Raw genomic sequence first — 13,180 nt, 5'->3', positions numbered from 1 at the left:
GTCACGTTTTCCGCTCATATCTGCTATAGATGGGCAGTTAGTAAAAACACTTTTGGAAACTCATCCAGAGATTCCTAACACAAGTAACGGTAATTGTATCTCTTGAGTGTATTCGGATCGTTCGGGCAGAATATCGGTTAGCAATCGGACAACCGTCCGGAGTAACGGAACGTAGAACGGAACCAACGGCGAGAAGGAACGAGGACGGCTCATCTGTGCTACTGTGCGCCATTTGCGCATCGACCGCAGCAGAGTTGTCGCGAGAAACAGGGACGGCAGTCCGCCTCAGACGTTCGCCACAGTTCGGAGTATCTCCGGCGCGTCGTCCAGCGCGTCGTCCAGCGCGTCCGCGTCGGGGCCGCCGCCCTGTGCGAAGTCCGGCGGGCCGCCGCCGCCACCACCGACACGGCTGGCGAGTTCGCCGACGACCTCACCGGCGTCGACGTCGACGCCGTCGGGCACGGAGACGACGAACTGCGCGCCGTCGAGCCCGGACCCGAGCACCGCGATGTTGCCCTGTTCGACGATGGCGTTCGCCTGGGCGCGGAGCTCGTCCATGTCGGCGTCGATTCGCTGGACGACGGCGGTCGCCTCGCCCACGTCGACCTCCTCGCTGTCGCCGCCGCCGCTGGCGCGGGCCTCGGCGAGTTGCTCTTTGAGCTGTTCGATTTCCTTGCCGCGGGCCTTCCACTCGTCGAAGAACCGCTCGGCGGTCTCCGGCACCGCTTCGGGCGCGACATCGAGCACGTCGGCGGCCTCGGTGAGCGCGTCCTCGGTGCGCTGGGTGGCCTCGATGGCCGCGTTGCCCGCGGCGAAGGTCAGGCGGATGACGCCGTCCTGAATCCGCTCGGTGTTCAGGAGCTTGACAGCCCCGATGTCGCCGGTTCGGGCGACGTGGGTGCCACCGCAGGCCTGCACGTCGTCGCCGACGGTGATGAGCCGGATCTGTTCGCCGGCCGGGATGCCGCCCTGGTAGAGGTCGAAACCGTGGCGCTCCTCGGCCTCGTTGCGGTCGGGCCACTCCTGGGTGACGGCGATGTTGTCCTGGACGATGTCGTTGGCGAGGCGTTCTATCTCCTTGACCTCCTCGCGGCTCACCGACTCGTAGTGGCGGATGTCGATGCGGGCGGAATCGGTCCCCTTCTGGGCCCCGGCCTGTCGGACGTGCTCGCCCAGCACCTGCCGGGCGCTGTGGATGACGATGTGGGTCGCCGTGTGGTGTTGCATCAGGCGCTGCCGGCGGGTGGCGTCGACCTGCCCGCGGACGAACTCGCCCTTCCCGGGGTCGTCGTCACAGGTGTGGACGATGACGTCGCCGTACTGCTGGACGTCGGTCACCTCGGCGGAGACGTCGTCGGTCGACAGCGTCCCCTCGTCCGGCGGCTGGCCGCCGCCTTCGGGGTAGAACATCGTCTGGTCGAGCACCACGTCGTAGGTGTCGTCGTCGCGGTCAAACACCTCAAGAACGACGGCTTCGAACTCGGTCCGCTGCTGGTCCTCGTAGTAGAGCCGGTCGGTCTCGGGCAGTTCTTCGAGCCGGTCCTCGTAGGGCGTCCGTGATTCCTCGGTGGCGGTGTCGCCGCCGCCGTGTCGCTGGGCGACGACCGCGTAGAAGTCGTCGGGCACGTCGACCGCGACGCCTTTCTCGGCGGCGATTTCCTCGACCATATCCGGCTGAATGCCGTGGGAGTCGTACAGTTCGACCAGTTCCTCGGTCGGGATCGGCTCGCCCTTTTCCGCGTACTCCTCGGCCAGCTGGCGGACGCGCCGGCCGCCCCGGTCCAGCGTCTCGCGATACTTCTCGACTTCGGTGCGGACGATGTCACGGATAGTGTCGCGGTTCTCGTAGTCGAGGCGCTCGGCCTGCATGTCGACGAGTTCGTCCAGCGGCGCGTCGACGCCGACGCCGTCGACCAGTCGCTTCGTCCGGCGCAGCACCATCCGGGCCAGATACCCTGTCCCGACGTTCGACGGGACGATACCGTCGCCGAGCATGTACGCGAGCGTCCGGCAGTGGTCGGCGATGGCGTAGATGTCCTCGAGCGGTGCCATCAGGTCCCGCATCTCCGCGACCTCGACGCCGACTTCCGCGGCGATGGTGTCGCGTTCGGCTTCGATGTCTTCGGCCTCGTCGATGTCCATCCGGCCCGCGAGCTTCGCGGCCTCGTGGACGATCCGCTCCTCCTCGTCGGTGAGCTCGATGCCGGCGTTATCTTTGAGGAAGGCGATCATGTCGGGGTAGACGGCCTCGTACACCGTCGGTGTCCCCTGGCTCATCCAGGTCCAGCGTTCGAGCCCGTAGCCGGTGTCGACGATGTAGGTGTCCATCGGCGAGTACCGGTTGCCGTCTTTCATCTCGTACTCGCCCTCGGGGTCCTGCTCCATCGACATGAAGACGAGCGTCGCGAGTTCGGCCCCGCGGTAGATCACCTCGATGGCCGGGCCGGCGTTACCGCCGCCGACCCACGGGTCCTCGATGTAAACGATTTCGTCCAGGTTCGCCCCCATCTCCTCGAACAGTTCGTCGCAGTACCGGACCGTCTCGTCCTTCCAGTACACTTCGCCCTCGTAGGCGTACTGCTCGGGGTCTTCGATGTCCTCGCGCGCGTTGAACGCGTGGTGGGCCATCATCTCGAAGGCCATCGTGTGCCGCCCGGTCTTCCCGACGTTGTCGATGTCCTGCATCCGGATGCAGGGCTGGCTGATACACAGCGGGTTCGCCGGCGGCGGCGTCGTTCCCGATGTCACGAGCGGCTGGAAGTCGTAGATCGATGCCTGGGTCAACAACACGTCGTCGCGCCAGCGGTTAGCGGCGACGGGGTACGGTTCGATGCGCTCGTGGTCGCGCTCCTCGAAAAACGAGAGGAACGCCTCGCGCATCTCCGTCAGCGAGTGGGATTCGTCGAAGCCGGGGTTGTCGATGAAGTCGTACTCCGCACACGGCGGCTCGCCGCAGGTCTCGCGCTCGACACGGGACCAGAACATGTCGCCACAGGAGGAACACTCCTGGCGGTGGAAGCCTTCCTCTTCGAAGTAGTCGAGTTGGTAGGCCTCGTCGAGGTCGCTCATTGGTGTTCAGTTGGCCCACGTTCGCCTAAAACTGTTCCGAAGGGGCCGGCGGTATCCCCGACCAGCCGTCACAGCCTGACTGAGGATTCCCCCGAGAGCGTCTTCGGGACGACGACCTCCTCCGTCGTCATCCCGCCCGCGGGCGAGGAGATTCGCAGCGTCGCAGTCTCGCCTTCGGGCAGTGGCTCGCCGAACGTGTCGACACCGATCCCGTCCGAGTCTCCGAGATCGAGCGTGATCTTGAACCGGTCTTCGACGTCGTTCAGCACTGGCTGGGAGCCGTCGTTGTCCTGCACGGTCGAGACAGCGAACCGGCCGTCCGGGTTACCCTTCGCGCCACCGGACGCAAGCTGGTAGTACGACCCGCTCGGACCGATCCACTGAACGGTCGTCTTGTCGAGGTCCACGTTCCCCGCACCCGGTGCGCGTTTGACGGTGATGTTCACCACGCCGATCTCGCTGTTGCTGGTGAAGTGGTCACCGGTCATTCCGACGACCTGGATGCGGTTGGTCGTCGAATCGCTGGACTCCTGGCCCGTTGCCTGGGCGGAACTCTGGAGGAACCCTGCAGTGTTGATGAGTACGCCTGCCGCGATTGCCGCGACCAGCACCATCGCGATGAACACGATGAGCGTCCCGATTCCGACCTGTCCGCGGTCTTCCCCAGACCCCTCCGTAGATGGTCGTAAACGTTGCATTTCAGTTGTTGATACTCTTATACTCCTTTCATCATAAACCTCACCCGCCAGTTATCAGGTGTGAAAAATCGGTTTGCAGCGGGAATACGCCGTTACTCGTCCTGGGCGAGCGAGGCCAGCATCGCTTCGAGCTGCACGCGCTCGTTCGCACCGCGGGTAATCCGATAATCGGTTTCGCCGATGCGTTCCAGCACCCGGACGGCCGCCTCGTCATCGATATCGAACTCCCAGATGGAGCGGTGCAGTTGATCGATGATGTCGCCGCCGGCGATACCCTCCTCGGTCAGCAGTCTATCGAGTGTCGCCCGCGAGGCGGTGAAGTCGCCGTCCAGCGCCGACTGGACCATCGTCCGGATCTCTTCCGGGCGGGCTGTCGAGGTGATCGCGTACACCGCCGACTCGTCGACCGTGTCGCCGCTGACCGACGCGGCCTGCAGGCCGTTGATGGCTTTCCGCATGTCGCCGTCGGCGGCGTAGACGAGCGCGTCCAGTCCGTCCTCAGTCAGTTCGATGTCCTCTTCGGCGGCGATGTTTCGGATTTCCTCGGCGACGGCGTCGTCTGCCAGCGGCGAGAACCGGAAGACTGCACAGCGCGATTGGATCGGGTCGATGATCTGGCTGGAGTAGTTACACGAGAGAATAAATCGGACGTTGTTCGAGAACTGCTCCATCGTCCGGCGCAGCGCCGACTGGGCGTCGCTGGTCAGGGCGTCGGCCTCGTCGAGGAAGATGATGCGGTACTCGACACCGCCGAAGCTCGTCCGGGCGAAGTTCTTGATGCGGTCCCGGACCACGTCGATACCGCGCTCGTCGGAGGCGTTCAGTTCGAGGAAGTGCTCGCGCCAGTCCTCGCCGTACAGTTCGCGGGCGATAGCCGTCGCACACGTCGTCTTCCCCGTCCCCGCGGGGCCGGAAAACAGCATGTGGCTCAGGTCGTTGCGCGAGACGTAGCTCTTGAGCCGCCCGACGATGTTCTCGTGGCCCATCACGTCGTCGAGCGTCTGCGGGCGGTACTTCTCGATCCAGACCTCCTCGCGTCCCGCCCGCGACTCGGACTCGGCCTCACTCATGGACGATGGGAGGCGTGGGCCGGTCTTAACTCTTACAAACTAAGTCCCAGCTTCAAAGAGTTGTTCGAGAATCGGAGGTCGTCGTGATCCCGAAAATCTTAGATTTTCGGACGGCGACGCAAGGAGCGTAAGGACGGATGGAACAGACTGCCGAGAAGACGGTCGTGGCGAAAATCCTCACTGACGAGCTCACGCAGTCAAAGCTTGACGCTATCAACCACGAGTACGAAGCGTTCCAGCGATACATTCGTGGTGATGAGGACGCAGACCTGTACTCGGCCACGAAACAATGCGCTGACGCCTATGTGGATACTGACAACCTACGCGACGACCACGACTACCCGTGGTTCATCCGCAACGACGTGTTCGACGTTGGTGTTGACGTAGAACAGCACGATACCGACCTGACAGACTGGTGGCTAAAAATCCCCGTCTCGCAGGTCTGGGGTGGCGTGAACGTCCCGATTCAACCGCACGACGAGATTCCAGACGAGGCCGACGTGAAGGACTCGAAAATCATTCATGAGGATGGCAGCTATTACGCCCACCTCACGGTTCGGCAAGAGGTGGAAGTGAGCGAGGAGTACGACGGCGTTATCGGCGTAGACTTCGGAATCAGGTGGGTAGCAACGTCGGTGGCGTTGCCATCCCGGAACACCGAGTTCTACGGCAGAGAGATTCGTCGTATCCGCCGTCATCACCACGACCTACGCACTCGTCTGCAAGAGAAAGGGGCCTACGACACGCTCCAGTCGGTCAGGGTGAAGGAGTCCCGCCGAGTGAACGACCGCCTCCACAAGATTTCTCGCGCTATCGTGGAGGAAGCGAAAGAGCGCCGTGCGCTTATCGTGGTCGGCAATCTCGAAGGTATCCAGAATCAAGACCTTGGAGCGGAGATGAATCGCCGACTCCACTCGATGCCACACCACAGGTTAAAGAACTATATCGAGTATAAGGCGGCCTTCGCTGGTATCGCGGTGAAGTCCGTGAGCGAATATATGACGAGTCAGACCTGTTGGCGGTGTGGTGAGCAGGAAGCGACGACTCGTAGGGGACAGGGCCAACACCTGTGTGACGAGTGTGGATTAGACGACAACGCAGATAAGAACGGTGCGACAAACATCGCAAAGAAAGGGCTAGGTAAGGACATCGCGAGCCCACTATCTAGTCTCGGCGCAGTTTGTGAGCCTGCGCTCGAACCGAGCGGTGCTGACCAAGCCTCTGCCACGGTACGCTTGCGAGCCGACTTGGAAGCCCCTGCCTCAACGAAGCGAGTCGTTAAGCAAACGAAATAGGCAGGAGTCGTTCACACCCCGCGAGAGTCGACAGTCTCAGGTGCGTCGGCGGAGTAGTCGGAGTATGCACGTTACCGTCGAGATCGCCGGCGAGGACTCCCACGAGTTGGAAGTGGACGCGGACGCGACCTACGGCGACCTGCTTTCGCCGGTCGACCTGAGCCCCCACGAGGTCTCGGTCCTCGTCGACGGCGAGCACGTGCCGACAGACCAGCCCGTCGAGCACGACCACGTTCGGGTCGTCAGGCTCATCAAAGGCGGCTGAACCGCCGAGCAGCGCCCTCTAACACAGCCATGCACGTCCGTACAGCGACGGCCGACGAAGTGCCCGCCGTGATGAACGTCCTCGACGGGGCGGTCCTCTCGATAGCCGTGGAAACCGTTCGGGCGGGTGCTGCGGATGGCGACACGCTCGTCGCGGTGTCCGACGGTGACCCGGGGGCTGAGCGCGTTCTCGGCGCACTCGTACTCGATGGCACTCACGTCGAGGCCGTCGCCGTCCGTCGGCGTCGCCGCGGCCAGGGCATCGGGACGGCACTCGTCGAGGCCGCGCTCGACCGGCGTGACCGGATCACCGCCGAGTTTGACGCGGATGTTCGGCCGTTCTACGAGGCGCTGGGGTTCGCAATCGAGGCACTGGACGAACCCGACCGTTTCCGGGGCGAGCGTGCGTAGGCACGGCAATCCCGCAGAGAGAGGTCGCAACTGTTCCCACAGCGTCGTAACATTTTTCATATGGTTTCGAGAACGATTTTAAGACAATGGCAGCAACTGTCTCTGAAAGCGCAGTCGAGGCAAGGAGCGACCGGGTCGTCGCATACCTCATCGATTTCGCCATCCTGAGCGCCGTCGCGTTCGGGTTGTGGCTCGTCACGTTCGTTCTCAACACGGTTCTCTCAGTGGGGGCGATGGCCGCCACCTCGCCCGAGGGTCCGGGCGCGATGGGCGGCGGATCGATGCTGGCTGCGGGGCTTCTGGGCATCGTCATCAACTTCGCCCTGTGGCTCGCCATCGGCGCGGTACTCGTCTACTACTTCGGCTACTACGCCGAGAGCAACGAGACGGTGGGGAAGCGGTCACAGAACGTCGCGGTCGTCGACGAGACCGGGTCGCCGCCGAGCCAGCGGGACCGCCTGATCCGAACGGCGGTGCTGCTCGCTCCGTTCCCGATTATGCTCCTGCTCGGTGGTATTTTCGGCGGATTCGGGTTCGTCTTCGCGCTCGTTCTCATGCTCGGCTGGCTCCTCGTCGAAGCGGCCGTCATGTTCGTGAGCGACGACGCACAGCGCCTCGGCGACCGCGTGGCCGGCACGTACGTCGTCAGCGCAAGCAAGTGAGGTCAGACCAGCGGTTCGACCAGGTCCCGGCCCGCCTCTAACAGGTCCTCGACGCGCTCCGCGCTCGACGCCTCGGCGTAGACGCGGAGTTTCGGCTCCGTTCCGGACGGGCGGACCAGCACCCACGTCCCGTCTTCGAGCCGGATTTTGAACCCGTCGACGGTGTTAATGCCGTCGACAGCGACTCCCGCCAGCGTCTCGGGCAGCGCGACTTCGAGGTCTTCGAGGACTGGTTCCTTGCGGTCGTCCGGGCAGTCGACGCTGATTCGGTTCTGGTGAATTTCGCCGTGTTCGTCCAACAGACGGTCGACGCGGGCGTCCAGCGGTTCCTCGTGCTCGGCGGCGGCGGCGACCAGCGCCACCAGCACGCCGTCCTTGTTCCGCAGATGGTCCGGTAGGCCGAAACCGCCGGACTCCTCGCCGCCGAACAGCGCGTCGTGCTCAGCCATCGCCTCGGCGACCCACTTGAAGCCGACGGCGACCTCGTGGACGTCCTGGCCGTGGGCCTCGGCGACGCGGTCGACGATGCTGGACGTCGAGACCGTCCGAACCACGTCGCCCGTCCCGTCTTCGAGCAGGAAGTCGTACATCGCGGCGAAAAACAGGTTGGGGTCCAGATAACCCCGCTCGGGCGTGACGATGCCGATGCGGTCGGCGTCGCCGTCGTTGATGATTCCCAGCGCGGCGTCGCCGTCGCTGACTTCCGCCACCAGTCCCTCGGCGTTCTCCGCCGACGGTTCGGGCGACCCGCCGCCAAAGTCGGGGTCCTGTACGCAGTTGAGCCGGGTCACGTCGGCCCCAGCCGCTTCGAGCAGGGCGTCGGTGACACCGCGTCCGCTGCCGTACAGCGCGTCGTAGGCGACCGACAGGCCATCGAGGTCGGTGTCGACGTACTCCAGTGCGTGGTCGTGGAACGGACTGATGAGGTCTTCCTCCGCTCGCTCGCCCCACTCGTCCTCAGGGAGCGGGTCGAGGACGGCGAGGTTCTCCTCGAAGGCGGCCGTCCAGTCGGGCAGCGCTGGAGACCCGTCGCCGGGAATGAACTTTACGCCGTTGTACTCCGGCGGGTTGTGGCTGGCCGTGATCTGGAGCGCCCCCGCGAGGTCGCGGTCTTTCACCGTCCAGGCGACGATCGGCGTCGGCGTGTCCCGGTCCGGCAAGAGTACGTCGAAGCCGTTCGCGCGCAGGACGTGCGCGAGTTCGTCGGCGAACCCGGGCGAACTCTCGCGGGCGTCGTATCCGATGGCGACGGTCCCGGTCTCCCCGCGCTCGGCGAGCGTCGTGGCGACGGCCTGTCCCACCATCCGGACCCGCGGCTTCGTGAACACGTCCAGCGTCGCCCGCCAGCCGTCCGTCCCGAAGGCGATTGCACCTGCGTCGACATCCGCGTCGTTGTCCATATCCCGCGGTTCTCAGCCCCCAGACAAAAAATCACGCCCCATCGTCGAACTGTCACTTCCCGGTTACCGACGGGAAGGGGGTGAGCCTCGGCAGCTGAGACAGCACCGCTGCCGATTTGTCGGTCGTACCGATAGCGGCTCAGGTATCGAAGTCCACTTCGGCGTCGCTGGACTCGACGAGCCGTTCCTTCTCCGCTCTGGTGTACTGCTTGATCTCGTACTCACGACTCATCGCTTCGGACTGCGAGTCAAACGATTCGACGTGGATCAGTTCGACCGGGGTTCGGCCGCGCGTGTACTTCGCGCCGTCGCCGGCGTCGTGCTCGCGGACGCGACGCTCCACATCGGTCGTATAGCCGGTGTAAAAGGTGTTGTCGCTACAACGGAGGACGTACACGTGGTAAGGGCTCCGCGCGGTAGTCATCGCACGATGCTGGTGGCCCAGCGGGCCTCACACTTGTTGGGCGCGCTCTCTCGATACCTCGGCAATGCCAGCGTTCGCCGAGCAGTTCGGACACGCCCGGATGTGTCCGCGTTCATCCGCGAACACTCGGGCGAACTGGTCTGAGACGTGCGCGCCGCAATGATCACATTCAGGCATCGTGTTCGTCGGCGACACCACCGCCGACATATACGCGTACGCGCGTTGTTCTCATAGCTCTTTACCCAAATACTTGGGTATGCCTGCGGTTCGCGAGGGCGTCTATGTCCGCGCATCGTCGAGCTGTCTTGCGATTAGGCCGGCCTGCGTCCCGGCGGTGAAGCCGGCGTCGATGTTCACGACGGAGAGGGCGGTACAGGACTGGAGCAGCCCCGAAAGGGCCGCCTCACCCTCACCGCCGTGGCCGTAGCCGGTCGAGACGGGCAGGCCGATGACCGGCACGTCCACGAGACCGGCGATGACTGTCGGGAGCGCGCCCTCGCGGCCGGCGGCGACGATGAGCACGTCCTGGTCCCGGAAGCCGTCGACCGCGTCTATCGTCCGGGCGAGGCTCGCGACGCCGACGTCGTCGATACGGGTCACGGTGGCCCCCATCTCCTCGGCGATGAGGGCAGCCTCACCGGCCGGAACGGCGTCGGAGGTCCCGGCCGTGACGATGCCTACTGACGCGTCCAGCGACGGGCGCTCGAAGGCGGGCGTCGTCGCCACCAGCCAGTTCGAGCGGTCGTCCCAGCGAACTGTCGCGTCCGGGGCGGTTTCGTCCAACCGCTCCCGAACGGTCGTCGCAGTTGCCGTGTCGAGTCGCGTCACAATAGCCCGGTCCGTCGTTTCGATAGCTGTTGCCGCCAGATCTGCCACCTCCGCCGGTGTTTTCCCGTCCGCGAGGACGGCTTCAGGAACGCCGGCGCGGTCCTCCCGAGCGGCGTCGAACCGACCTGCCCCGCTGGTCGCGTAGCCCGCAAGCGCCGCCTCGGCCTCTACCGGGGAGAGGTCACCCGCCGCAACCGAATCGAGTATGTCGCGCATAGGATCCATTCAGTGATACGGCCACTCCTATCCGTCGGTCCAGAGTCGGTGGATCGCTCCCATCAGGGTCGGCACCTGTGCGAGCGCGCGTGAGTGGCGCTCGACCGGATTAACACGATAATAGCTGTCTGAGAGAGCGGGAACAGCGGATTTTGGTGTATCTGTAAGGTCACAATGGCGGATTTATAAGGGGTTATCTGCCCAATAACGCCTCAAACTGCCGGTAATAGCGGCGAGAGCGAACTAATTGGAGAAAGTATATAAGTAACCCCCGTCGATACCTCGTCTGTATGGCAGACCTAATCGTCAAAGCCGCCGTTAAGGAAGAGCTCAACGACATGAACGTAGCGTCCGACTTCTACGACGCACTCGACGAGGAAGTCGAAGAGCTGCTTCAGGACGCAGCCCGCCGCGCCGACGAGAACGACCGCAAGACGGTCCAGCCGCGCGACCTGTAAGGTCGTTTCAAGCAGTGTATTTTTTCGACGCAAGCCGACCAGCGACAGCTATTCCGATAGCGCTCGGACGGTGACGCCGTCAGTAGTGCCGACGTGGATTTCGTCGGCCAGATCGACGAACAGACCGTGTTCGACGACACCGGGGAGCGCGGCGAGGTCGCTGGCGAGCGCGGCAGGGTCGTCGATAGGGCCGAAGTCGCAGTCGAGCACGATGTTCCCGTTGTCGGTGACGACCGGGCCGTCCTTGCGCTCCGCGCGACGGAGCTGGGGGTCGCCGCCGAGGTCCTCGACCGCCGCGGCGACCGTCGAACGGGCCATCGGGAGCACTTCGACGGGTACCGGCACCGAGAGCCGCTCGGCCTCCTTCGTCGGGTCGGCGACGACGAGGAAGCGGTCGGCGCTCGCGTCGACGATCTTCTCCCGGGCGTGAGCGGCGCCGCCGCCCTTGATCAGGTGGCCGTCGGCCACCTCGTCGGCTCCGTCGATAGCGAGGTCGACCGACACGTCGTCGAGGTCGGCCAGCGGGATGCCGCAGTCCCGGGCCAGCTGGCGGGACTGAAACGACGTGGGGACGCCGACGACATCGAGTCCCGCGTCGACCACCCGTCCGATGGCGCGGATAGCGTGGGCCGCCGTCGACCCCGTGCCGAGGCCGACGACCATGCCGTCCTCGACTGCCTCGGCCGCTGATTTCCCCGCTTCCCGTTTCGCCGCGTCGGAGCCGCCCTGTTTCATGTGCGGTGGGTCGACAGACGCGGACAAAACGTTTGTTCTCCCGGCCGCAAGCGTACGTATGACCGAGTGCACGTACTGTGGCTCTCCGGTCGAGGACCACGACCCCGTCTACGTCAGCGAGACGCCCGACGGGAAGCCGACGGCCCAGTTCTGTAACTACGGCTGCCTCTCGGCTCACATCGACGAGGCAGACCTGACGACCGGCGCGGCCTGCGAGTGGTCGCCAGCGCAGTGACGGAGCGAGCGTCAGCACCATCGGCCCACAGCACCTGTCCGATGCCGGGTGGATTTTAGGGCGGCCCGACGCAGGGGCCAGTAATGACACAGTTCGGAACGAGCGGGATTCGGGGTCCCGTCGGCGAGACGGTCACGACCGAGTTGGCGCTCTCGGTGGGACGCGCGCTTGGCATCGACTGCGGGCGGGTGGTCGTGGGCCGGGACCCGCGAGCGAGCGGCGAGTACCTGCAGGCGGCGCTGGTAGCCGGGCTCCGGGAGAGCGGCGTCGACGTGATCGACCTCGGCGGTGCGGCGACGCCGACTATCGGACGGGCGGTGGCGTGGCAGGACGCCGACGCCGGGGTCGCGATAACGGCCAGTCACAACCCGCCGGAAGACAACGGTATCAAGCTCTGGCAGCCCAGCGGGCAGGCCTTCGATGCAGACCTTCGAGCGACAATCGAACAGCGACTGGACGAGGATGCGTTCGAGCCAGCAGCGTGGGACGAGAGCGGCGACATCGAGTCCCGGGATGCCAGCCAGCGCCACGTCGAGGCGCTGGTCGCGGAAATCGGCGAACTGGACCTCGACAGCCACGTCGTCGTCGACCTCGGCAACGGCGCGGGCCGGGTCAGCGTCGACGCCCTCACCGAACTGGGCTGTTCCGTCGAGACGCTTAACGGCCAGCCCGACGGCGCGTTCCCCGGCCGCCCCTCGGAGCCGAAAGCCGAGAACTGCGAGTCGCTGGCGACGCTGGTGGCCGAATCAGACGCCGACCTCGGGGTCGCACACGACGGCGACGCCGACCGGATGCGGGCGGTTGCGGCCGACGGGACCTTCCTCTCCGGCGACGTGCTACTGGCCGTGTTCGCCCGTGCCGCAGCGTCACCGGGCGAGCGGGTCGCCGTCCCGGTCGATACGAGCCTCGCCGTCGAGGACTACCTCAGTGATATCGGCGTGTCCGTCGAGTACACTCCGGTTGGGGACGTGTACGTCGCCGAGGCCGCCAGCGCCGGGGATGTCGCCTTCGGCGGGGAGCCAAGCGGTGCGTGGATCTGGCCCGACCGAACGCTGTGCCCGGACGGTCCGCTGGCGGCCTGTACCGCTGCGGCGCTGGACAGCGAGCGCCCGCTGGACGACCGCGCCGCCGACGTGCCGGAGTATCCCATCCGCCGGGACAGCGTCGAAACTGACCAGAAGGAAACGGTGATGGACCGCGTTCGGGAGACGGTGACCGACGCCTACGACGACGTGACGACGCTCGACGGCGTCCGCGTCGACCTCGGCGATGCGTGGTTCCTCCTGCGGGCCAGCGGGACCCAGCCGCTCGTTCGGATCACCGCCGAAGCCCGTGACGCAGACCGTGCTGACGCGGTGTTCGAGGAGGCACGGACACGCCTGACTGACGCGCAATCATAGAGACGAAGGTGGGTC

At 65.1% G+C, this 13,180-nt stretch carries 15 protein-coding genes; 7 read left to right on the top strand and 8 right to left on the bottom strand.

Annotation, left to right across the window (positions count from 1 at the left end; all coding sequences use genetic code 11):
• Positions 1-285: 285 nt before the first annotated feature.
• The 3 genes from alaS to ACOZ4H_RS02490 all read right to left on the bottom strand — a co-directional run bounded on the left by alaS (position 286) and on the right by ACOZ4H_RS02490 (position 4,837).
• A complete protein-coding gene (gene alaS, locus ACOZ4H_RS02500) occupies positions 286-3,069 on the bottom strand; it encodes an alanine--tRNA ligase (protein WP_424327824.1) in 2,784 nt (927 codons plus the stop codon).
• 68 nt (positions 3,070-3,137) lie between these two features.
• On the bottom strand, positions 3,138-3,767 hold the full coding sequence (locus ACOZ4H_RS02495) for an archaellin/type IV pilin N-terminal domain-containing protein (protein ID WP_424327823.1): 630 nt from the start codon (positions 3,765-3,767) through the stop codon (positions 3,138-3,140).
• A gap of 92 nt (positions 3,768-3,859) precedes the next feature.
• Positions 3,860-4,837 carry a replication factor C small subunit gene (locus ACOZ4H_RS02490; protein WP_420182194.1) on the bottom strand — a complete coding sequence of 326 codons (978 nt, stop codon included), beginning with the start codon at positions 4,835-4,837 and terminating at the stop codon, positions 3,860-3,862.
• Positions 4,838-4,974: 137 nt separating this feature from the next.
• Between ACOZ4H_RS02490 and ACOZ4H_RS02485 the strand changes: the two genes are divergently transcribed.
• From ACOZ4H_RS02485 to ACOZ4H_RS02470, 4 genes are all read left to right on the top strand, one after another.
• Positions 4,975-6,132 (top strand): RNA-guided endonuclease InsQ/TnpB family protein, encoded by a 1,158-nt coding sequence (locus tag ACOZ4H_RS02485; protein WP_424327822.1) that lies wholly within the window; start codon positions 4,975-4,977, stop codon positions 6,130-6,132.
• Positions 6,133-6,196: 64 nt separating this feature from the next.
• Positions 6,197-6,397 carry a ubiquitin-like small modifier protein SAMP2 gene (samp2, locus tag ACOZ4H_RS02480; protein WP_424327821.1) on the top strand — a complete coding sequence of 67 codons (201 nt, stop codon included), beginning with the start codon at positions 6,197-6,199 and terminating at the stop codon, positions 6,395-6,397.
• 29 nt (positions 6,398-6,426) lie between these two features.
• Positions 6,427-6,807: a GNAT family N-acetyltransferase gene (locus ACOZ4H_RS02475; RefSeq protein WP_424327820.1), complete on the top strand. Its 381-nt coding sequence runs from the start codon at positions 6,427-6,429 to the stop codon at positions 6,805-6,807.
• An 86-nt stretch (positions 6,808-6,893) separates the two neighbouring features.
• Positions 6,894-7,469 carry an RDD family protein gene (locus ACOZ4H_RS02470; protein ID WP_424327819.1) on the top strand — a complete coding sequence of 192 codons (576 nt, stop codon included), beginning with the start codon at positions 6,894-6,896 and terminating at the stop codon, positions 7,467-7,469.
• Positions 7,470-7,471: 2 nt separating this feature from the next.
• Here ACOZ4H_RS02470 and ACOZ4H_RS02465 read toward each other — a convergent pair whose 3' ends face one another.
• The 4 genes from ACOZ4H_RS02465 to larB form a co-directional block, all read right to left on the bottom strand.
• On the bottom strand, positions 7,472-8,869 hold the full coding sequence (locus tag ACOZ4H_RS02465) for a phosphoglucomutase/phosphomannomutase family protein (protein WP_424327818.1): 1,398 nt from the start codon (positions 8,867-8,869) through the stop codon (positions 7,472-7,474).
• 139 nt (positions 8,870-9,008) lie between these two features.
• Positions 9,009-9,293 carry a GIY-YIG nuclease family protein gene (locus tag ACOZ4H_RS02460; protein ID WP_424327817.1) on the bottom strand — a complete coding sequence of 95 codons (285 nt, stop codon included), beginning with the start codon at positions 9,291-9,293 and terminating at the stop codon, positions 9,009-9,011.
• 27 nt (positions 9,294-9,320) lie between these two features.
• On the bottom strand, positions 9,321-9,470 hold the full coding sequence (locus ACOZ4H_RS02455; protein ID WP_420182198.1) for a DUF7563 family protein: 150 nt from the start codon (positions 9,468-9,470) through the stop codon (positions 9,321-9,323).
• A 102-nt stretch (positions 9,471-9,572) separates the two neighbouring features.
• Positions 9,573-10,337, bottom strand: a complete 765-nt coding sequence (gene larB / locus ACOZ4H_RS02450) for a nickel pincer cofactor biosynthesis protein LarB (protein ID WP_424327816.1) — start codon at positions 10,335-10,337, stop codon at positions 9,573-9,575.
• Between the two features lie 290 nt (positions 10,338-10,627).
• Between larB and ACOZ4H_RS02445 the strand changes: the two genes are divergently transcribed.
• Positions 10,628-10,795 carry a hypothetical protein gene (locus tag ACOZ4H_RS02445; protein ID WP_004517708.1) on the top strand — a complete coding sequence of 56 codons (168 nt, stop codon included), beginning with the start codon at positions 10,628-10,630 and terminating at the stop codon, positions 10,793-10,795.
• A gap of 48 nt (positions 10,796-10,843) precedes the next feature.
• On the opposite strand, the gene rpiA is transcribed toward ACOZ4H_RS02445, so the two are convergent.
• Positions 10,844-11,530: a ribose-5-phosphate isomerase RpiA gene (gene rpiA / locus ACOZ4H_RS02440; protein WP_424327815.1), complete on the bottom strand. Its 687-nt coding sequence runs from the start codon at positions 11,528-11,530 to the stop codon at positions 10,844-10,846.
• Here rpiA and ACOZ4H_RS02435 point away from each other — a divergent pair.
• Positions 11,529-11,765: a hypothetical protein gene (locus tag ACOZ4H_RS02435; protein ID WP_424327814.1), complete on the top strand. Its 237-nt coding sequence runs from the start codon at positions 11,529-11,531 to the stop codon at positions 11,763-11,765. The genes rpiA and ACOZ4H_RS02435 overlap by 2 nt on opposite strands.
• Positions 11,766-11,848: 83 nt before the next feature.
• Positions 11,849-13,165, top strand: coding sequence for a phosphoglucosamine mutase (glmM, locus tag ACOZ4H_RS02430; RefSeq protein WP_424327813.1), 1,317 nt, complete (start codon positions 11,849-11,851; stop codon positions 13,163-13,165).
• Positions 13,166-13,180 lie beyond the last annotated feature (15 nt).

The sequence above is a fragment of the Haloarcula amylolytica genome (assembly GCF_049705545.1).
Lineage (GTDB): Archaea > Halobacteriota > Halobacteria > Halobacteriales > Haloarculaceae > Haloarcula > Haloarcula amylolytica_B.
This window is presented reverse-complemented; position numbering and strand designations above follow the sequence as displayed.